Genomic DNA, 19,283 nt, shown 5'->3' with positions numbered 1-19,283 from the left:
CGCGCTGTGACGGGCTCGCGCGCCATACGCGCCAGCTCTTCCTTCACCAAGCGCACGGCCTCGTCCACGGCTTCGAGCCGCGTCTGGAGCCCCACAAAGTAGGACGAGCCGTAGCGACCGGGGCCGAGACCGCTGTAGACGGAGTACGCGAGCCCGCGGTCCTCCCGCACCTTCGTGTAGAGCCGCGAGGCCGAGCCCCCGCCCAGGATGTAGTTCGCGACCACGAGCGGGAAATAATCTGGGTGATCCTGGCGTATCCCCGGCCGCGCTAGCGACACCGTCGCCTGCGTCAGCTTGCGCTCGATGCGACGCGCCTCGACGGGCGGCGAGGCCGGCGCCTGTGGGATCGCGGGGCGCGGCGCGGCCGGCGCCGTCCACGCGCCGAAGCGCGCCACCAGGGCGCGTAGGATCTCATCCCGCGTCACGTCGCCCACGACGGAGATCACGACCCCGTCGGGCCGGTAGTTCTCGCGGTGAAAAACGACGACCTGCTCCCGCGTCAGGCGCCGCACCGACTCGACCGTGCCCGACACCGGCCGGCTGTACGGGTGGCCTGGGTAGACCAGCAGGGCCATCGCGCGGTTAGCCACGGTCTGCGGGTCCTGCTCCGAACGCTGGATGCCCGCCGCGATCTCCTCGCTGCGGCGCTTGAGCTCCGCCTCGGGGAAGGAGGGCTGGAGCAGCACCTCGGCGAGAAGGTCGAGGCCCAGCGCCAGGTCCTTCCTCAGCACAGAGAGCCCGATCGTCGCGCCGTCCCGTGAGGCGTCACCCTCGAGACTGCCGCCGACGAACTCGATGGCCTGGTCGAGCTCCGGCCCGGTGCGCTTGGCGGTGCCGCGCGTCAGCAGGTCGGCGCATAGGTTGGCGAGCCCGCCCGCGTCGGCCGGGTCGGAGACCGAGCCCGCGCGCACGTATGCGCGCACCACCACGATGGGGATGCTCGGTCGCTCGGCCACGAGCAGCACCACGCCGTTGGGCAGGACCTCGCGATGCGCAAGCGGACCGGCAACGGCCGGAACAGCCATGGGCGCGAGGGCGATGCAGAGCGACAAGCGAAGAAATCGCATGGACACCCCTTTCAGTCGAGAGTCTTTCTGAACTTGAGCACGGCCAGCGAGAAGATGGCAACTCCGAAGATGACCAGTGGGATGAGGCTCGGCCATAGATACCCGAAGCCCACGCCCTTGAGGACGATGCCGCGGACTATCCGGAGGAAGTAGGTCAAAGGTATGACGGAGGCGAGGTACTGGGCCGCCGTAGGCATCCCCTCGATCGGGAACAAGAGCCCCGAGAGATAGATGGACGGCAGGAAGGTCAAAAACGCCAGCTGCATCGCCGCCGGCACCGTGCGGGAGACGGCGGAGATGAAGATGCCGATGCCGAGCGTGCCCAGCATGAAGGTCGCCGAGAGCGCGTAGAGCAGCGGGAGGCTGCCTCGGATCGGGACGTCGAAGACGAAGTGCGCGACGAGCAAGGCCATGGTCATCTGCCCGTAGGCGACGCCCAGGTTCGGGACGATCTTGCCCAGGAGCAGCTCCCAGCGGCGGATCGGGCTCACGATCAGCGCTTCGAGCGTGCCCTTCTCGCGCTCGCGTACAATCGACACGGCCATCGCCGTGATCGTCGTCTGCATCAAGAGCGCGCCGATCAACCCGGGCACGATGAAGATGGCCGAGACGAGGTCGGGGTTGTACCAGGCGCGCACGCGGACGTCGAGCGGCGGCCCGCCCTGGCGGCCGAAGGACGTGCCCTCGAGCGTGCGGGTCATGATCTGGAGCGACCGCTGGGCGCCGAGCGACGCGGCGGCGTTCAGCGCCGACGTCGCCACGAGCGGGTCGGAGGCGTCCACGATCACCTGGACATCGGCGGACTGTCGGGAGAGCCGCCGCCCGAAGTCCGGCGGGATCACGACGCCGACCTTGGCCGTGCCCTGGTCGATGAGGCGCGTCAGCTCGCGGTGGCTCGATACCCAGTAGCGCACGTCGAAGTACTGGCTGTTGTCCATGGCCTCGAGGAAGCTCCGCGCCTCGGCGCTGCCCGACTGCTCGAAGACGGCCGTGGGCACGTGCTTGACGTCGGTGTTGATGGCCCACCCGAAGATGCCGAGCATCGCCACGGGCACCCCCAGCGCCAGGACGAGGGCGAGGACGTCCCGCCGGAGATGGATGAACTCTTTCACGATGATGCCGAGGAGCCGCGAGCCCATGCCTAGGGCATCTCGAGCGCCCGCAGCTGCTCGCGCAGCCGCGCCTTGCGCTCCTTGTCCACGAAGGAGACGAACAGGTCTTCCACCGAGGGCTCGACGTCGTGGGCCCAGCGCACTCGCAGACCGGCGCGCTCCAGGAAGCCCTCGACGTCCGCCGCCCCGGCCGCGTCCGCCGCCAGCACCACGCGAAGTCGCGTTCCGACCCGCAGCACCTCCTCGACCGCTTCCCAATCGGCCAGGAGATCGGAGGCGCGACGCAGGTCCTCCACGTCCACCTCGATGACCGGGCGACGGAACGTCTCGCTCTTGATGACGGCCGGCGGCCCCTGGGCAATGAGCTTGCCCTCGTAAATGAAGCCCAGCGTGTCGCAGAGCTCGGCCTCGTCCATGTAGTGGGTCGTGACGACGATGGTCGTGCCATGGTCGGCCAGCCGCCGGATGAGCCCCCAGAAGTTGCGGCGTGAGACGGGGTCCACGCCCGCCGTCGGCTCGTCGAGGAAGATGAGCCGTGGGGAGTGGACCAGGGCGCAGGCCAGAGCCAGCCGCTGGCGGTAGCCGCCGGACAGCGTGCCCGCGAGCTGGCGCTCCCGCTCGGCCAGGTCCGCCATCCGGACCATCTGCGCGATCCGCCCCGCGCGCTGCGCCCGAGGCACCTCGTACACGCGCGCGTAGAAGGTCAGGTTCTCGTCGACGGTCAGGTCGTCGTACAAGGAGAACTTCTGCGACATGTAGCCGATGACCGACTTGATCCGCTCCGGCTCGGTCACGAGGTCGATGCCCAAGACCGTCCCGCCGCCCTCGGAGGGCTCGAGGATGCCGCAGAGCATCCGGAGCGTCGTCGACTTGCCCGCCCCGTTGGGCCCGAGGAAGCCGTACACCTCCCCCGCCCGCACGCGCAGGTCGAGGTGGTCGACCGCCACGCGCTTCCCGAAGCGGCGTGTCAGCTGGCGGGTGACGACGGCGCAGCCGTCATCCGACATCGGCGTCGGCGGGCAGCCCGGGCTTGAGCAGGCCGTCCGGGTTGTCGATCTGGATCTTGATGCGGAAGACGAGGGTGACCCGCTCCTTCTTGGTCTGGACGTTGCGCGGGGTGAACTCAGCCTCCGAGCCGATCTCGATGAGGCGCCCGGTGAAGACGCGGTTGGGGAAGGCGTCCACGCGCAACGCGGCCGTGTCACCGACCTTGAGCCGGCCCACCTCCGTCTCCGGCACGTAGGCGCGCAACCACACGTCCTTCGGGTTGACGAGGGTCAGGATCGGCACGCCGGGGTTGGCGGTCTCCCCGGCCTCGAGGTTCTTCCTCAGCACCACGCCGTCGATGGGCGACACGACCACCGCCTCGCGCAGCCGGCTCTGGGCCTGGGCCAGCGCCGACTCGGCCTGCGTCACCTGCCAGCGCGCCGCGTCGATTTGGTCGGGGCGCGAGCCGGCGAGGACGAGCGCGAGCCGCTCGCGGGCGCTCCGCTCCTGCGCCTTGGCGACCTCGTACGCCTGCCGCGCCCGGTCCACGTCCTGGGCCGCGATCAGGTTCTTCGTGTAAAGCTGATCGTTGCGCTGGTATTCGCGCTCCGTCATGGTGCGCGTGGCCTCGGCGCTCGAGACGGCGGCCCGCGCATCCTCGATCTCCTGGGGCCGCGCCCCCTTCTGGAGATCGCGCAGCGTCGCCTGGGCCGAGCGCAGTGCCGCGTCCTGGCGCCTGACGTCGGCTGCCAGTTCGGAGTCGTCGAGGCGCACCAGCACCTGACCGCGCGTGACCCTGTCCCCCTCCTTGACGAGGCGCTCCAGGATGCGCCCGGTGATCTTGACGCTGACGTCCACCTGGGTCGCCTCGATGGTGCCTGTGACGGCGACAGGCTTGGACGCCCCGCCGCCCAGGTAGCGCCCGCCCCACGCGGCGGCGACGGACAGGGCGACCAGGAGAACGAGGCCGGCGGCTCCCTTGGTCCAGCGGGAGCGCATGGCCTTCACTTGCCCGCGGCAGCGGGCGGCGGCCCTGGCAGCAGGACGCCGACGGTGCGGCGGTCGGTTTGGAAGTAGGCGCGGGCCGCGCGCTGGAGATCTGCCGCCGTCACCTGGCGGATCAAGGGCACGAAGCTCTCGCTGTTCCGCCACGAGCCCGCCAGCTCGAAGCGGGCCAGGTTCGCGGCCCGCGAGTAGACCGAGTCCTGGCGCCAGACGAAGCCCGACTCGATCTGGTTCTTGGCGCGTTCGAGCTCCTCCTCGGGCACGGTCTCGCTCTTGACGCGCTCGATCTCGGCCATGATCGCCTGCTCGAGCGCCTCGGGCGTCTGGCCGGGCAGCGGCGTGCCCGAGAACCAGAACAGGTTGGGGTCGTGCGAGAGGTAGGCGTAGTCGCCGCCTATGGAGAGCGCCAGCCTCCGCTCGTACACCAGCCTCCGGTACAGCCGCGAGGCCCGCCCCTCCTGGAGGATGGTCGACAGCAGCTCGAGCGCCGGGGCGTCCTTGGAGGTGTAGTTCGGCACGTGGAAGCCGATGTAGACGATGGGCGCGCGCGCGTCCGCCTTGTAGACGACGACGCGCCGCTCGGCCAGCTGGGGCGGCTCGATCGCATCCATGGGCGGCGGCGCGGGGCCGCGCGGGATGCGGCCGAAGGTCTCACGCGCCCGGGAGATCACACGGCGCGTGTCAACGTCGCCCGCCACCACGAGGAGGGCGTTGTTCGGCTGGTAGTGGCGGTTGTAGAAGGCGCGAAGCTCGGCTTGGCGGACGCGCTGGATGTCGCTCATCCACCCGATCACGGGCCAGCCGTACGGGTGCGCCTTGTACGCGGCGGCGAGAAATTCTTCCGAGAGGGAGCCGTCGGGGTCGTCCTCGGTGCGCGTGCGTCGCTCCTCCGCCACCACCTGCCGCTCCGAATCGATCTCCTTCGGGTCGAGGAGGAGGTTGCGCATGCGGTCGGCCTCGAGGCCCAGGACGAGGTCGACCCGGTCGGCGGCGATGTTGACGTAGTAGGACGTCACGTCGTGTGAGGTGAAGGCGTTGTCCTGGCCGCCGTTCCCCTCCACGATGCGCGCGAACTGGCCTTTGCCATGGGTCGGCGTCCCTTTGAACATCATGTGCTCGAGGAAATGCGCGAGCCCGGTCGCCCCCGGGATCTCGTTGCGCGAGCCGACCTTGTACCAGGTCTGGATGGTGGCGATGGGGCTCCGATGGTCTTCGAGGACGAGGATGCGGAGGCCGTTGTCGAGCACGGTCTCGGTGACGGGCGGCGCCTCTGCGGCCTGGGCGAGGGACATGGCGAGCGACGCGGTCAGACACATCAGGGCAAGCGCGCAGGCGTTGAGCGCGTGTCGGAAGGGCATGAATCGATTATGCTACGGGCCCCTGCGCCCGGCAACCTCGGCGCCGGCTGTGCGAACCTTCACGTGGAGGTGTCCGGTGACCATCGTCTATCTGGCCCTGGCAGCGACGCTCGAGGTGTCGGGCGACTTCCTGATGCGCGTAGGACTGAGCGGGCGGCGCTGGGGCCTGGTCGCGGGCGCGTGCGTCCTGGCGGCCTACGGCCTCCTCGTCAACCAGCCCGCGCTCGGCTTCGGCCGAACGTTGGGGCTCTACATCGCGGTCTTCTTCGTCGTGAGCCAGGCCATGGCCTTCTGGGCCGGCGGCGAGCGCCCCTCGCCGTCACTCTGGCTCGGCGGTGCCCTCATCGTGCTGGGCGGTCTCGTGATCCATTCCGGCCGGCCATAAGCGCTTCTCCCCCTCTCCTTCACTGGCAGGGTGAAGGGGCGCCCGCGAGGCGTTTCGCGGTGACAAATATTCGCCGCAGCATCGGACGCGTAAGCCTGCCCGTGAAGGTGTTCTGCTGGCTCGGATGGAAGCACCCGAGGAGCACGGGACCGTTGGGCATGGCCGCGCGGGCGGCGTGGCCGAAGCGCGGCAGCGGGCGCGGCAGCGGCAGCCCCGCCGACCGCCGCGCGCGGAGATAGGCGTCCCAGCCGATCTTGCCGAGGGCGACCACCACCCGCACGTCGCGCAGCAGCGACAACTCCTCGAGCAGGTACGGTTGGCAGCGGAGCATCTCGCCGGGCAGCGGCTTGTTTGCCGGCGGCGCGCAGCGGAGCGCGGCCGTGATGTAGGCGCCGCGGAGCGCGAGCCCGTCGCCGGCGTGGGTCGACTCCGGCTGATTGGCGAAGCCCGACTCGTAGAGCGCGCGAAAGAGCCAGTCCCCGCTCCTGTCTCCCGTGAACATGCGACCCGTGCGGTTGCCGCCGTGGGCGGCCGGTGCCAAACCCACGATGAGGACGCGTGCGTGAGGATCGCCGAAGGCCGGCAGCGGTCGCGCCCAGTAGGTCTGCCCGCGATAGCGCCGCGGCGGGTCGGCGGCGGCGGCTTCGCGGTGCCTCACCAGCCGCGGGCAGAGGCGGCAGCGGACGATGCGACGGGTCAGCGCGGCGAGCTTCCCGTTGTCCTCGGCGGTGACTTCGCGGACAATCACGCCATGATCCTAGCCGCCGGGAGGCATCCGTGACAAGCCGCGTGCCGGCGCTGATCGTCCACGGCGGCGCCGGCGCCGACCCCGCATCCGGCCGCGAGGAGCGGCGCCGGGGCATCCGCGAGGCCGTCGCGGCGGGCTGGGCCGTGTTGCTTCAGGGCGGAGGCGCGGTCGAAGCGATCGAGGCGGCCGTGTGCGCCATGGAGGATGATCCAAGCTTCAACGCCGGACGAGGATCGGTCCTGACCACGGAGGGTACGGTCGAGATGGACGCCTCGATCATGGAGGGTGACGGGCTCAAGAGCGGCGCGGTTGCCTGCGTCACGGCCGTGCGACATCCGATCTCGCTGGCGCGCCGCATCCTCGAGGACGGGCGCCACTCCTTCTACGTCGGCGAGGGCGCCATGGCGCGCGCGCGGGCGCTCGGCATCCCCGTCTGCGATCCGGAGGAGCTGATCACCGATGCCCAGCGCAAGCGGCTCGAGAGCCTGATACGCGGCACGGTCGGCGCCGTCGCCCTGGATCGGCGCGGCCTCATCGCCGCCGCGACGTCCACCGGAGGCACGGCGGGCAAGCTGCCGGGTCGAGTGGGCGACTCGCCCCTCATCGGTTGCGGCACGTACGCCGAAAGCACCTCGGGCGGCGTCTCGTGCACGGGCGACGGCGAGGCCATCATCCGGGTGGTACTGGCGCGACGGACGATCGACATCCTCAAGCTGGCCGCCGACCCGATGCATGCCTGCCAGGTGGCCATGGACGTGCTGGTGGAGGAAGGGCGGGGCGGCGGCGGGCTCATCTGCATCGATTGGAAGGGGCGTCTCGGCTGGGCGCACTCGACCCCGCTCATGCCGGTCGGCTTCATGGCGCCGGGCCACGACGCCCCGGAGCTCACGTTTTGATCCAGGCCGTCACCCTGGACGACGTCCGCGCGGCCGAGGCGCGGCTCAAGGGCCTGATCGCGCCTACCCCCTGCCCCTACTCAGAGACGCTCTCCGTCCTCACGGGCTCGCGCGTCTTCGTCAAGCTCGAGAACCTCCAGATGACCGGCTCCTTCAAGGAGCGCGGCGCCGCCAATGTCCTCCTCGCCCTCCTTGACGACGAGCGACGGCGTGGCGTGGTCGCCGCCAGTGCCGGCAACCATGGGCTGGCGGTGGCCTTCCACGCCGCGCGTCTCGGCGTCAGGTCCGTCATCGTCATGCCCGAGTGGGCGCCGCTCACGAAGGTGACGGCGGCGCGCCGCCATGGCGCGGAGGTCGTCCTCCACGGGGACCACTACGACGCGTCCTACGAGCGAGCGCGGGAGATCGAGACCGAGCGCGGTCTCGTCTTCATCCACCCTTTCGACGACCCGCGCGTCATCGCGGGGCAAGGCACCATCGCCCTGGAGATCGTCGAGCAGGTGCCCGATCTCGACGCCGTCGTCGTCCCGGTGGGAGGCGGCGGGCTCATCGGCGGCGTGGCGGTCGCGCTCAAGGCGCTCAAGCCCGCGGCGCGGGTCATCGGCGTGCAGAGCGAGGAGATGCCGGGGATGCGGGCGGCCCTCCAGGCGGGAGAGCGCGTGACGGTGCCCGCGGCGGCGACCATCGCCGACGGCATCGCCGTGCGCCGGGTCGGCCTACACACGCTGGCGCTGGCGCAGCGCTTCGTGGATGAGATCGTGACCGTGAGCGAGGAGGAGATCGCGAACGCCATCCTCCTCCTCCTCGAGATCGAAAAGACCGTGGTCGAGGGCGCGGGCGCCGTCGCCCTGGCGGCCCTCGTCAATAAGCGCGTCAGGCTTGAAGGCAAGACAACCGTCCTGCTGCTCGGCGGGGGCAACATCGACGTCAACCTCATCGCCCGCATCATCGAGCGCGGCCTCGTCAAGGACGGCCGCATCGTGAGGCTGACCGTGCTCTTGCGCGACCGGCCGGGCTCGCTGGCCCGGCTGACGGCGCTCGTGGCGGAAGCCCGCGCCAACGTGCTCCACATCGGCCACGACCGTGCCTTCTCCCGCGCCCGCCTCGGCGAGACCGAGGTCGAGCTGACCCTCGAGACCTCTGGGCGCAATCACATCGACGCCGTCAAGCGGCACCTGCACGAGGCCGGGTACACGGTGGAAGAGGTCCTCCACCGCTAGGTCAGACACACCCGCTCTTTATCTGAACCTGGCTGCGAAGGCCGCGCCGTCGCCCGCGAGCCACTCCGACACCGAGGCGTGGCCGTAGCGGAGCGCGGCGCGGCTCGCCTCGAAGCCCATGGAGGGCCCGACGAGCGGCGAGACCTTGGACTCGGGCTGGACCAGGTGGAGCTCGACGTCCGGCCGCCGCAGTCGGAGCTCGCGCAGCCCGAGGTCGAGGATGTTCACGCTTGTGATGTGTCCCGCCTGCTCCATGATGGCGTAGAGGCCGCGCGAGCGCACGTCGGGCTCCTCGGGACTACCGACGCGGATCGGCACCTGCGGGTTGAGGACCACCACGCAGGTCGCGCCCTTCTCGACGGCCAGGTCGGCGTGGCCCGTGTAGCCGACGTCGCCGTCCACGTAGTCACGCCCGCCGATCCTGAAAGGCTCGAAGAAGCCCGGGATGGCGGACGACGCCGCGATGGCCTCCGAGATCGGCACGTCCATCAAGGGCTCCGCGCCGAAGACCGCCCGCTCGGCGCGGTCGAGCTCCATGGCCGGGATCAGCAGCGGACGGTGGCACTCGCGGAAGCTGTTGGGCAGCCCCTTGCGGGCGAAGGCCGCGCGCATGAACCGCTCGAGCGGGGCGACCGAGAAGAAGCCGGCAGGCATGTCGGCGCCGCTTCGCGCAAGCAGGTCGGGCCACTCGAGCCGGAAGCCCGTTACGGCCTTCTTGCCGACGGCCCAGACGAATTGCGCGAGGTTCCGGGCCGCGTTGGAGAAGGCGCCCTTGTGGTAGACCGAGCCCCGCTGGAAGTTGAGCGGATCGTCGCGCTCCTCGTCGAGAATCTCGTACAGGTCACGCGGCCGGATGCCGTTGGCCATGAGCGAGCTCACGACGGAGCCTGAGCTGGAGCCGACGTAGAGGTCGAACTGGTTGGCGCGGAAGCCCGGGAGGGCGTCGTCGAGCGCGGCGAGCACGCCCACCTCGTACATGCCGCCGATCACCCCGCCCCCAGCCAGCACCAGGGCGCGCTTCGCGGGGCCGCGCAGCCACGGCAGCCGCCGGAGCAGCGAGCTCAACACGACCCGGGCCTCACCACCTGATCAGCGTCGCCCCCCAAGAGAAGCCCGTGCCGAAGGCGACCAGCATGACGAGGTCGCCCTCCTTCATGCGCCCGCCCATGACGGCCTCGTGCAGGCAGATGGGCACCGAGGCGGCGGCCGTGTTGCCGTAGCGCTGGATGTTGTTGAGCATCCGCGACTCGGGAATCTTGAACGACTCGGCCATGGACTCGACGATGCGCAGGTTGGCCTGGTGGAAGATGAAGAGGTCGATGTCGTCGGCCAAGAGGCCGTTGGCGCCGAGGCATTCCTGCACCACCTCGCGCACGCGCCTGACTGCATGCACGAACACCGCGCGGCCGTTCATCCGCGGCCGCGTCCGGCCGTCGTCGATCTTCTTCTTCGACACCGGCGGGAAGGTGGACGACCCCCAGATCTCCCCCGTCAGCGCGTCGATGGCGCTGCCGTCGGAGTGGAGGTGGTGCGAGATCAGCCCGCGCGGCGGCGTTCCCTCCTCGTGGGCCTCGAGCACCGCGGCGCCGCCGCCGTCGGCGAAGAGCACGGCCATGTCCCGTCCCGCGTCCGTGTAGTCGAAGGCCGAGGACAGCAGCTCGGCGCCGATTACCAGGACCTTCTCGTACATCCCGCCCCGGATGAACTGGTCCGCCAGCGACAACCCGTAGACGAATCCCGCGCAGCCCTGGGCCAGGTTGAACACGGGCGTCGACGTCAGGCCGAGCTTGCCCTGGGTGACGCAGCCGGTCGCGGGATAGGCGAAGTCTGGCAGCGTGGAGGACTCGACGATGCAGTCGAGGTCCTCCGCGGTGAGCCCGGCGTGCTTGAGCGCCATGCGCGAGGCCTCGACCGCGAGGTCCGAGACCGTCAGCGAAGAGTCGATGTTGCCGTCGAGCCCGCGGTCCTTGACGTCGCGCATATAGGCGGCCTTGTCGGGCGCCTCGGCGAGACGGAGGAGCATCCGGTAGGTGTCGGGGGAGACGCGTCGCTCGCTGATACCGGTGCGCTGGACGATCCACTCGTCGCTCGTGCTCATGCAGCGCGAGAGCAAGTGATTGTCGACGATACAGTCCGGCACGGCCATGCCCGTGCCCGTGATCCGCGAGCGTATGGGCATCAGCGGCCCTGGAACTTGGGCGCGCGCTTTTCGAGGAACGCGCGGACGCCCTCGGCGTGGTCTTCCGAGGTGATGGCGTTGGACTGCCCGAAGGCTTCGCCCTCGAGGGCGGCGGCCAGGTCCCCCGTCGCCGCTCGATTGAGGAGCGACTTGGCGAGGGTCGCGGCCAGCGGCGGACCCGCCGCGATCTTCGCTGCCAGCGCACGCGTGGCGTTCTCAAGCTCCCCCGCGGGTACGACGCGGTTGACGAGTCCGATCCTGAGCGCCTCGGCGGCGTCGATGATCTCGGCCGTCAGCACCAGCTCCTTGGCCTTGGCCAAGCCGACCAGGCGCTGGAGGAGCCAGGTCCCGCCGCCGTCCGGAACCAGCCCGATCTTGAGAAAGACCTCGCCGAACTTCGCGCGATCGGAGGCGACGATCAGGTCGCAGCCGAGCGCGATGTTGCACCCGGCGCCGACCGCGAAGCCGTCCACCATGGCGATCGTCGGCTTGGGGAAGTTGAACAAGCGCAGCACGAAGCGGTTGAGCATCTCCACGCGCGCCCTGCCCTCGGCCGCCGTGTGCTTCTTCTGCATGCTCTTAACGTCACCGCCGGCCGAGAAGTGGCCGCCCGCCCCCGTCAGGAGCACCACGCGCACGGCGGGGTCGCGCTCGATCTCGTCCAGCGCCCCCAGCATCTCCTCCCGCATCGTGAGGTCCAGCGCATTCCGCGCCTCGGGCCGGTTCATCGTGATCGTCGCGATGCCGTCCGCGCGGTCCATGAGCAGCGCCTGGTAGCCCATCGTTCTACCTCCCACCCGCCACGGGCTGGAGCAGGCTACGCACCCGGGGCCGATCCGCCACGTTGATCGTCAAGGACAGCCCCGCCCCCACGAGGAGGAGCGCGCACGACATCCCGAAGGCCAGTCCGTAGCCGCCGGAGAGGTCGAAGAGGAAGCCGGCGAGCCAGGCGCCGAGCGCCGCGCCCATCTGGTGCATCAGGAACATGAGCCCGAAGATCGATCCCACCGAGAACCGGCCGAAGATGTCGGCGGAGAGCGCCGAGGTCATCGCGAGGCTGCCCGCCATGCCGAACCCGCCGATCGCGGCTACCACGACGAGCGCCGCCGGCTCACGGGCGAGGAAAAGCAGGCTGAAGGCAACCACGCGAATGAGATAGCCGGCGGCGAGCACGGGTTTGCGGCCATAGCGGTCGGAGAGGATGCCGAGCAGCATGCCGCCGCCGATGCTCGTCATGCCCAGAAACCCGATGGCCGAGGAGGCCGTCATCTCGTGGAAGCCGTGGTCCGTCAGCATGGGGACGCCATGGGCCGAGAGCAGGCTCATCGAGAAACCGCAGGAGAAGAGGCCGCCGCCCATCAGCCAGAAGGACGGCGTCCGGAACGCGTCGCCCGTGGCGGTGCGCTCGATGACCGGCGCCGATCCCGGCGCGGCCGGCGCGGGCGTCCTGCCGTCGGGATGAAGCCCGATGTCCTCGGGCGAGTCCCGCAGCACGAAGAGCGCCAGCGGCAGCGTGATGACGAGCGACGCCACCCCGAGGATCATGTAGGTCGCCCGCCAGCCGAAGCGCAGGATGCACCACATCACGATGGGCACGAGGAGGGCGATCCCCGACATCGAGGCGACCGAGAGCACGCTCACCGCCGTGCCCCGACGCTTCACGAACCACCGCGTCAGGGTGGCCGACGCGACGACGTGGCCCGTCGCCGCGAGACCCAGGGCCGCGAACACGCCATAGTAGAGCGTGAACTGCCAGAGGGACGTCATGGTGCCCGTCAGCACGAGCGAGCCCGCCATGACGACCGCGCCGAACGAGCACACGATGCGCGAGCCCCAGCGGTCCACCAGCGGGCCGACGAGGGGCATGAAGGCGCCGAAGAGGAAGAGCGAGAGCGAGATGACCAGCGAGAAGCTTCCGCGATCGAGGCCGAGGTCGCTCACGACCGGCTTCAGGAAGGGGCCGACGGCGAAGCGGGCGCCCGTGGAGAGGAAGATGATCAGCGAGAACGCCGCCGCGACCCACCAGCCGTAGAACACCCGCGACGGCGCTGCTCCTTCGTGGTGCGCCATGTCTTGGTCACTATACTCCAGCATGCTACGATTTTGCCATGCCTTTCACGGATGCGACGTGAGACTGCGGCTCGGCGCCCTGCTCCTCGTCCTTGTCGTCGAGGGGTGCGCGGCCACCGCCACCAGCGACGGCGCCGCGCGCAGGCCGCCCCTGCCGCTGGGCGAGCTCTTGTTGGTCGGCTTCGGGGGCACGCAGGTCGAGGGCAACGAGGAGGTCCGCGCGCTCGTCTGCGACGTCAAGGTGGGCGGCCTCATCCTCTTCGAGCGCGACGCGCGCACGGGCGAGGCGCGCAACATCACGGGCGCCGAGCAGGTGCGCCGGCTCACCGCGGACCTCCAGGCCCTGGCGCGGGAGTGCGCAGGCCGCCCGCTGCTCATCGCCGCCGACAACGAGGGCGGCCTCGTCATGAGGCTCTCTACCCGAGTGGGCTATCTCCCGACGCCGCCGCCGCAGGAGCTGGGCGACGCCGGTGATCTCGCCGCCACCGAGCTCGAGTCTCGGCGCATGGGCGCCACGCTCCGCGAGGCCGGCATCAACTGGAACCTCGCCCCCGTCGTGGACGTGGCGGTCAACCCGCTCAACCCGGCGGTGGTCACGCTCGGCCGCACCTTCTCCTCCGATCCCCAGCAGGTCATCGCCCAGGCCCGCGCGTTCATCCAGGGCATGCACGAGGCCGGCGTCCTGACTTCCCTCAAGCACTTCCCGGGACACGGCTCGAGCCGGACGGACTCTCACCACGGCTTCGTGGACGTGACGGAGACGGCCGATCTCAAGGTCGAGCTCGAGCCCTACCGCGTCCTTATTAAGGAAGGGCTGGCCGACAGCGTCATGACTGCCCACGTCTTCAACCGCGGCATCGACTTCTTCAACCCCGCGACGCTGTCGCGTTACGCCATCGGGCGCTATCTCCGCGGCAAGCTCGGCTACAAGGGGCTGGTGGTCTCGGACGATCTCCTGATGGGCGCGATCCGCCAACGCTACGGCGTCGAGGAGGCCTCGGTCCTGGCGCTCCAGGCCACGGTGGACATGCTGCTGATCTCGCAGAACCAGGGCAAGGTCGAGCGCGGCGCGGCCGAGCGGGTCGTCGCGGGGATCCGTCAGGCACTGGCCGCCGGTCGCCTCTCCCCGAAAAACCTGGCCACATCGATCGAGCGCATCCGAGCCCTGCGCAGCCGGATCGCGCAGTAGCTCGCGGAGGAGCGAGAGGAGCCAGGTGGCCTTGTGCAGCACACACGAGGGCTAACCACCAAGCTTCCTTGGACCAAGGTCCAATAGATACCGTTGCTGGCTGGCTGTTAGCTTGCTAGCACGCAGGCCAACATTCTTGTTTTGCACCATCAACCAAACGGAGACAGGACAATGCATCCACTACGACAGGGCGTGAGGCGGATCCTTTGGGCGAGCGGCATGGGTGTAGCGGCACTCCTCGCCGCGGGATGTGCCCAGATGTCCAGCCCCGCGCCGAGCGGCTCAAACGTGATCCTCAACGGCAACCAGGAAGTGCCTCCCGTGAGCACCGCCGCGACGGGCAGCGGCACCATCAGGGTCCTGATGGACAGGTCGGTCAGCGGCAGCGTGATGACCTCCGGCGTCGCCGGCACCGCGGCCCATATCCATCTGGGTGTGCCGGGTGAGAACGGGCCGGTGATCATTCCCCTGAACAGAACGGCCGACAACACGTGGTCCGTTCCGGCGAGCATCAGACTCAACGACACCCAGTACGAGGCTTTCAGGTTGGGGAACCTCTACGTCAACGTGCACAGCGCCGCCAATCCGGGCGGAGAGATCCGCGGTCAGCTGACGCCGTAACGCCCCTCGATTTCTCAGCTCTGAGAAAAAGCCCGCCACCAACGCGGGCTTTTTCCTTTCCTAGGACGGCGGATCCTTGTGTCGAGTCGCCGTCACGCCGTGGATGATCGCTATGCCGATCAGACAGAGAACGCCTACTCCGATCCACTTCTGAGGCGCGTGCAGCAAGTGAGCACCGATCGCCAGGCCGATAATCAATATGATGTAGCCGACAATGAAAATCCCGAATGACATTGTTGGCCCTCCTTAACTGTGTTTGATACACGGTTGCGGAGACCGGGAATCGCTCAAATCATCAAGCGCCCCAAAACAAATACCTGGTGCGAATTCGTTGAAACCAGGCGATCGCCGGGTCTGAGCGTAGATAACATAGACATGATGACTTCCGCACAGAGAGGCTGACCTCCGGCTCAACGCGGGTTAGCCTTGTAAGGCCAGAGCCGCCACGTGCTCTTGGCACACTTGCGAGCTTGGAGGTCAGCCATGGACCAGTCTAGCAAAACTCTCTACGTTGGTCTCGACGTCCACAAGGAGTCCATCGCCGTCGCCTACGCGCCCGAGGACCGCGGTGGCGAGGTCGTGTCCCTGGGCCCGATCGGCACCCGACAGTGCGACATCGACAAGCTCCTCCGGCAGCTCCAGAGCAAGGCCGCGCGGCTCGTGCTCGTCTACGAGGCCGGCCCGTGCGGGTACTGGCTGTATCGGTACCTCACCCGAAAGGGCGTGAGCTGCCACGTCGTGGCGCCGTCGCTGATCCCGAGGAAGCCGGGGGACCGGGTGAAGACGGATCGGCGCGATGCGGTCATGCTGGCCCGGCTCCTGCGCAGCGGCGATCTCACCCCCATCTATGTGCCCCAGGTGCAGGACGAGGCCATCCGCGACCTGAGCCGGGCGCGCGAAGACGCGATGCAGGATCTCACGGCGGCCAAGCATCGGCTGAAGGCGTTCTTGCTGCGGCAGGACATCCGCTACGAAGGCCGGGCGAGCTGGACCGCCGCTCATCTGCGCTGGCTCTCCGAGGTCGTCTGTCCGACCCCTGTGCAGCAGATCGTCTTCCAGGAGTACCTCCGCTCCGTGACCGAGGAACACGAACGGTGCGGGCGCCTGGAGCACGAGCTGCACGAGGCGGTGAAGGGCTGGCGCCTGTACCCGGTGGTCGAGGCGATCCAGGCGCTGCGGGGCGTGGACATCACGGGTGCCATCATCGTGATCGCCGAGCTGGGGGACCTCACGCGGTTCGACACGCCGCGCCAGCTGATGAGCTACCTCGGCCTCACGCCCTCGGAGTACTCGTCGGGGGCGCGGCGGCGGCAAGGGGGCATCACCAAGGCCGGCAACACCCACGCCCGGCGCGCGCTGGTCGAAGGCGCGTGGACCTATCGGCATCCGGCGAAGATCAGCCGGCATCTCCAGCTCCGGCTGGAGGCGCTGCCGGCCGAGGCCCAGGCCATCGGTTGGAAGGCGCAGGTGCGCCTGTGCAAACGGTATCGCCAGTTGATCGCCCGGGGCAAGCACGCCAACCAGGTCGCGGTGGCCATTGCCCGGGAGATGGCGGCCTTTGCCTGGGCGATCGCCCGCACCGTCCCACTGGCCCCCTGACCGAGCGGAGAGGAGCGCACCGAGCAGCATGGAGCACAGACCCGTTGATCACGATCTCGAGCCATCGGCGGAGACGCGGCCCCGGTATCGGCGCAATCTTCGGCGGTTTTACGAGGCCACGACCCTCGCCCATAGAGCGAAGCAGGCGCCGCGACGGATACAAGTACGGTGGTAGCCAACCCACGGATATCAGCATGATCAACCGTCGCAGTTACAGGCTCCGTCTCTGCCGGTGGCTCGAGCAACCACCGTGAAACCCAACGGCACGCGCGCTCCTCGCGTCATCGTGGCACTTGACTGCGGAAGTCATATCAACACCCGTTCTCAGTCACGCCCGCCAACGATACAGCCTGAGAGCAATCGCTGCTAGCGAGACCCGTCGAGCGAGCGGAGGAAAGCTTCGACCTCCGCGCGGCCGGGCAGCGAGTCCTGCGCGCCGCGCTTTGTGCACGCGAGCGCGGCGGCCGCGTTCGCGAGCGGAATCGCCTGCTCGAGGGTGCCGCCCGCCGCGAGCCCAACGGCCAGCGCCCCGTTGAAGGCATCCCCGGCCGCCGTCGTGTCCACCGCCTCCACGGGGAAGGCGGGAAAGTGCGCGGCGCCGTCGCCCCCGCACACGAGGACACCCTGCTCGCCCAACGTGACGAGGACCGCGCCCGCGCCCGAGGCGAGCAGCCGGCCCGCGGCCGCGCGCGCCGAGTCGAGCGAATCCACGGTGAGGCCGGTGAGGCTCGCCGCCTCGTGCTCGTTGGGGGTGAGAAAGTCCACGAGTGCGAGGATCTCGGGATCGAGCGGCTGGACCGGAGCGGGATTGAGGATGGTCGTGACGTCGTGCCGCCGCGCCTCCTCGAGAGCCCAGCGGACCACCGGCAGCGGCGTCTCGAGCTGGCACGCGACGACGTCCGCCCATGCGATGCTCTCGGCGTAGGGCGCGACCATCTCCACGGTGAGGCGGTGGTTGGCGCCGGGCGCGACCGCGATCTGGTTGCGCCCCTGCGCGTCGACCATGATGAGCGCGGTGCCGGTGGCGGCCTCACTCGACGTCAAAAGGCCGTCAACGCCGATGCCGGCAGCCGCCAAGCTCTCCCTGATGCGCCTGCCGTCCGCGTCGTCTCCTACACAGCCGATCATCCTCACCTCGCCGCCCAGTTGCCGCGCCGCCACGGCCTGGTTGGCGCCCTTGCCGCCCAGGTTGACGAGCAGCGTGCCGCCTGAGACCGTCTCGCCGGGTGACGGAAGGCGCGGCAGCGCTACGGTGTAATCCACGTTCGCCGAACCGATCACGCAGACGCGCGGCACACCCGCTCCAGGAAGAGCCGCAGGAAGCGCGGGGCGTCCACGTCCAAGGCGGCGCGGCACGTGGGCGCGGGCCTGTCGCGCTGCGGTCGCCTGTCCGCCACGGTCATGCCCCGCGTCAGGCGCCCTTCGCACTCGACGGCGACGTGGAGGGGCTCGAGGGTGACTAGGCTCGCGTCCACTGCGACGCCGACAGCGAGCGGGTCGTGGAGCGCCATGCCCCCATCCCCGCGCTGCGTCTCGAAGTCGAAGCCGTGGGCGGTGAAGTCCTCGATGAAGCGCGCCGTCCTGCCGCCGTGGCGCCCAAGCGCTTTGCTCAGGTCGGCCCGGGTCAGCACCACCCGGCGCGTAACGTCGAGGGGCACGAGCTCGATGGGCAGCCCGGAGGCGAAGACCTCCGCCGCGGCCTCGGGGTCCACGTGCATGTTGAACTCGGCGGCCGCCGTGACATTCCCCGGCACCGCCACGGCCCCTCCCATCACGACGATCCGGGCAACCCGGGCCAGGCGCCCGCGGTCGCGCCGGAGCGCCAGGGCGACATTGGTCAGCGGCCCCAGGGCGACGATCACAAGGCGCCCGGCGAACCGATCCGCTGTCTCGAGAATCAAATCCGCCCCGTCGAGCATCTGAAGGGCATGGGACGGCTCAGGGTACCGCGGTCGTCCGTCGGGCTCCCGCAAGCCGCCGAGGTTGCCGAGGCCGTCCTCACCGTGGACATGGGCCGCTGTCAGGAGCGGGCCGGCGAGCGGGGCGGCGGCGCCCCGCGCCACGGGCGGGCGGCGCACAGGGCGCACGATGTCCCAAGGGCGTGCCACATCAAGGATGCGGAAGACATTGGCCGTGGCGAGATCGACCTCGACATTGCCCGCCACCGTGGTGATCGCCTCCACGGAAACCTCGGGCGAGGCGAGAGCCAGCAGGATGGCGAGCGCGTCGTCGATGCCCGGATCGGTGTCGATGAGGATGGGAGCAGTCAATTGACACTCCGTTGCGGGCTCCGTATCATACGCACCGGCGGTCATCACATCGAGCGAAGGAGGACCGGATGAACATCCTGATCACGTATTGCGGGGAGTGAAACTTCCTTCCCCAGGCCTCCAGTTTGCAGGCCGCCATCAAGACCAAGTACGGGATCAACGCCGCGCTCAAGGAAGAGTCGGGCGGCGTCTTCTTCGTGGACGTCGACGCCAAGCGCGTCTGGGACAACCAGGTCACCTACCGGTTCCCCGAGGACGCGGAGGTCTTCGCCGAGATCGACAAGCTCAAGACGTAGCGGCCTCGCGCTCCAGCGATTCCCTGAACGCCGGGTGGGCGACGCGGCGCAGCTCCCGCGCCCTCCCGGCGTCGCTTTTTCCGCGGAGCGAAGCCGTCCCCCACTCGGTCACCACGTAGTCCGCGATGAAGCGCGGCGTGGTCACCCGCGCCCCCGCCGGCAGGCGCGCCACGATCCGCGAGACCTTGCCCTGTCGGCCCGTGGACGGCAGCGCGATGAACGACCGACCGCCCGCCGCCTGGCGCGCCCCCAGGACAAAATCGAACTGCCCGCCGATGCCC

20 protein-coding genes and 1 pseudogene are annotated in these 19,283 nt (G+C 69.5%); 7 read left to right on the top strand and 14 right to left on the bottom strand.

Annotated elements, in window-relative coordinates:
• From VGV06_03035 to VGV06_03015, 5 genes are all read right to left on the bottom strand, one after another.
• The coding region (locus tag VGV06_03035) for a pitrilysin family protein (GenBank protein ID HEV2054129.1) at positions 1-1,067 on the bottom strand (1,067 nt) is incomplete at its 3' end.
• An 11-nt stretch (positions 1,068-1,078) separates the two neighbouring features.
• Positions 1,079-2,206 (bottom strand): ABC transporter permease, encoded by a 1,128-nt coding sequence (locus tag VGV06_03030; protein HEV2054128.1) that lies wholly within the window; start codon positions 2,204-2,206, stop codon positions 1,079-1,081.
• 2 nt (positions 2,207-2,208) lie between these two features.
• Positions 2,209-3,186 carry an ABC transporter ATP-binding protein gene (locus VGV06_03025; GenBank protein HEV2054127.1) on the bottom strand — a complete coding sequence of 326 codons (978 nt, stop codon included), beginning with the start codon at positions 3,184-3,186 and terminating at the stop codon, positions 2,209-2,211.
• Entirely contained in the window at positions 3,176-4,165 is a 990-nt protein-coding gene (locus tag VGV06_03020; GenBank protein ID HEV2054126.1) for an efflux RND transporter periplasmic adaptor subunit, read from the bottom strand. Before VGV06_03020 ends, VGV06_03025 begins: the two co-directional genes overlap by 11 nt.
• A gap of 5 nt (positions 4,166-4,170) precedes the next feature.
• Entirely contained in the window at positions 4,171-5,529 is a 1,359-nt protein-coding gene (locus VGV06_03015; protein ID HEV2054125.1) for a pitrilysin family protein, read from the bottom strand.
• 76 nt (positions 5,530-5,605) lie between these two features.
• Here VGV06_03015 and VGV06_03010 point away from each other — a divergent pair, with 76 nt between their 5' ends.
• The gene (locus VGV06_03010; GenBank protein ID HEV2054124.1) at positions 5,606-5,914 is read left to right on the top strand and encodes a hypothetical protein; all 309 of its coding nucleotides are present in this window, start codon (positions 5,606-5,608) and stop codon (positions 5,912-5,914) included.
• A gap of 19 nt (positions 5,915-5,933) precedes the next feature.
• Here VGV06_03010 and VGV06_03005 read toward each other — a convergent pair whose 3' ends face one another.
• Positions 5,934-6,662: a uracil-DNA glycosylase gene (locus VGV06_03005; GenBank protein HEV2054123.1), complete on the bottom strand. Its 729-nt coding sequence runs from the start codon at positions 6,660-6,662 to the stop codon at positions 5,934-5,936.
• A 29-nt stretch (positions 6,663-6,691) separates the two neighbouring features.
• Between VGV06_03005 and VGV06_03000 the strand changes: the two genes are divergently transcribed.
• Together VGV06_03000 and VGV06_02995 are read left to right on the top strand one after the other, a co-directional pair.
• Entirely contained in the window at positions 6,692-7,558 is an 867-nt protein-coding gene (locus VGV06_03000; GenBank protein ID HEV2054122.1) for an isoaspartyl peptidase/L-asparaginase family protein, read from the top strand.
• A complete protein-coding gene (locus tag VGV06_02995; protein HEV2054121.1) occupies positions 7,555-8,778 on the top strand; it encodes a threonine ammonia-lyase in 1,224 nt (407 codons plus the stop codon). The genes VGV06_03000 and VGV06_02995 overlap by 4 nt, the downstream gene beginning before the upstream one ends.
• A gap of 18 nt (positions 8,779-8,796) precedes the next feature.
• Here VGV06_02995 and VGV06_02990 read toward each other — a convergent pair whose 3' ends face one another.
• The 4 genes from VGV06_02990 to VGV06_02975 are packed head-to-tail and all read right to left on the bottom strand — an operon-like array spanning position 8,797 to position 13,027.
• Complete coding sequence (locus tag VGV06_02990; protein HEV2054120.1) at positions 8,797-9,843, bottom strand: patatin-like phospholipase family protein; 1,047 nt, start codon at positions 9,841-9,843, stop codon at positions 8,797-8,799.
• 13 nt (positions 9,844-9,856) lie between these two features.
• The gene (locus VGV06_02985; protein ID HEV2054119.1) at positions 9,857-10,957 is read right to left on the bottom strand and encodes a beta-ketoacyl-ACP synthase III; all 1,101 of its coding nucleotides are present in this window, start codon (positions 10,955-10,957) and stop codon (positions 9,857-9,859) included.
• A complete protein-coding gene (locus VGV06_02980) occupies positions 10,957-11,739 on the bottom strand; it encodes an enoyl-CoA hydratase (GenBank protein HEV2054118.1) in 783 nt (260 codons plus the stop codon). The genes VGV06_02985 and VGV06_02980 overlap by 1 nt, the downstream gene beginning before the upstream one ends.
• 4 nt (positions 11,740-11,743) lie before the next feature.
• Positions 11,744-13,027 carry an MFS transporter gene (locus tag VGV06_02975; GenBank protein ID HEV2054117.1) on the bottom strand — a complete coding sequence of 428 codons (1,284 nt, stop codon included), beginning with the start codon at positions 13,025-13,027 and terminating at the stop codon, positions 11,744-11,746.
• A 58-nt stretch (positions 13,028-13,085) separates the two neighbouring features.
• Between VGV06_02975 and VGV06_02970 the strand changes: the two genes are divergently transcribed.
• Positions 13,086-14,216: a glycoside hydrolase family 3 N-terminal domain-containing protein gene (locus tag VGV06_02970; protein HEV2054116.1), complete on the top strand. Its 1,131-nt coding sequence runs from the start codon at positions 13,086-13,088 to the stop codon at positions 14,214-14,216.
• 258 nt (positions 14,217-14,474) lie between these two features.
• The gene (locus VGV06_02965) at positions 14,475-14,837 is read left to right on the top strand and encodes a CHRD domain-containing protein (protein ID HEV2054115.1); all 363 of its coding nucleotides are present in this window, start codon (positions 14,475-14,477) and stop codon (positions 14,835-14,837) included.
• Positions 14,838-14,897: 60 nt separating this feature from the next.
• On the opposite strand, the gene VGV06_02960 is transcribed toward VGV06_02965, so the two are convergent.
• Complete coding sequence (locus VGV06_02960) at positions 14,898-15,071, bottom strand: hypothetical protein (GenBank protein HEV2054114.1); 174 nt, start codon at positions 15,069-15,071, stop codon at positions 14,898-14,900.
• A gap of 249 nt (positions 15,072-15,320) precedes the next feature.
• Between VGV06_02960 and VGV06_02955 the strand changes: the two genes are divergently transcribed.
• Positions 15,321-16,436: an IS110 family transposase gene (locus VGV06_02955; protein ID HEV2054113.1), complete on the top strand. Its 1,116-nt coding sequence runs from the start codon at positions 15,321-15,323 to the stop codon at positions 16,434-16,436.
• A gap of 366 nt (positions 16,437-16,802) precedes the next feature.
• Here VGV06_02955 and rbsK read toward each other — a convergent pair whose 3' ends face one another.
• The gene (gene rbsK / locus VGV06_02950) at positions 16,803-17,699 is read right to left on the bottom strand and encodes a ribokinase (protein ID HEV2054112.1); all 897 of its coding nucleotides are present in this window, start codon (positions 17,697-17,699) and stop codon (positions 16,803-16,805) included.
• A gap of 14 nt (positions 17,700-17,713) precedes the next feature.
• Entirely contained in the window at positions 17,714-18,706 is a 993-nt protein-coding gene (locus tag VGV06_02945) for a nucleoside hydrolase (protein ID HEV2054111.1), read from the bottom strand.
• A gap of 116 nt (positions 18,707-18,822) precedes the next feature.
• Between VGV06_02945 and VGV06_02940 the strand changes: the two are divergent.
• Positions 18,823-19,002, top strand: a pseudogene (locus VGV06_02940) (Rdx family protein).
• On the opposite strand, the gene VGV06_02935 reads toward VGV06_02940, so the two are convergent.
• Positions 18,992-19,283 (bottom strand): acetyl-CoA hydrolase/transferase C-terminal domain-containing protein (locus tag VGV06_02935; protein HEV2054110.1); only part of this gene is annotated, 292 nt, incomplete at its 5' end. The pseudogene VGV06_02940 and the gene VGV06_02935 overlap by 11 nt on opposite strands.

Source organism: Candidatus Methylomirabilota bacterium, assembly GCA_035936835.1.
Lineage (GTDB): Bacteria > Methylomirabilota > Methylomirabilia > Rokubacteriales > CSP1-6 > AR37.
The sequence above is the reverse complement of the archived record's forward strand: the minus strand, read 5'-3'. Positions and strand labels throughout refer to the sequence as shown.

Bases quoted from the DNA above. Each gene is read 5' to 3' on its own strand.
- VGV06_03030 (HEV2054128.1), bottom strand. From the start codon at position 2,206: ATGGGCTCGCGGCTCCTCGGCATCATCGTGAAAGAGTTCATCCATCTC.
- VGV06_03025 (HEV2054127.1), bottom strand. From the start codon at position 3,186: ATGTCGGATGACGGCTGCGCCGTCGTCACCCGCCAGCTGACACGCCGC.
- VGV06_03020 (HEV2054126.1), bottom strand. From the start codon at position 4,165: ATGCGCTCCCGCTGGACCAAGGGAGCCGCCGGCCTCGTTCTCCTGGTC.
- VGV06_03015 (HEV2054125.1), bottom strand. From the start codon at position 5,529: ATGCCCTTCCGACACGCGCTCAACGCCTGCGCGCTTGCCCTGATGTGT.
- VGV06_02985 (HEV2054119.1), bottom strand. From the start codon at position 10,957: ATGCCCATACGCTCGCGGATCACGGGCACGGGCATGGCCGTGCCGGAC.
- VGV06_02980 (HEV2054118.1), bottom strand. From the start codon at position 11,739: ATGGGCTACCAGGCGCTGCTCATGGACCGCGCGGACGGCATCGCGACG.
- VGV06_02975 (HEV2054117.1), bottom strand. From the start codon at position 13,027: ATGGCGCACCACGAAGGAGCAGCGCCGTCGCGGGTGTTCTACGGCTGG.
- VGV06_02965 (HEV2054115.1), top strand. From the start codon at position 14,475: ATGTCCAGCCCCGCGCCGAGCGGCTCAAACGTGATCCTCAACGGCAAC.
- VGV06_02960 (HEV2054114.1), bottom strand. From the start codon at position 15,071: ATGTCATTCGGGATTTTCATTGTCGGCTACATCATATTGATTATCGGC.
- VGV06_02955 (HEV2054113.1), top strand. From the start codon at position 15,321: ATGGACCAGTCTAGCAAAACTCTCTACGTTGGTCTCGACGTCCACAAG.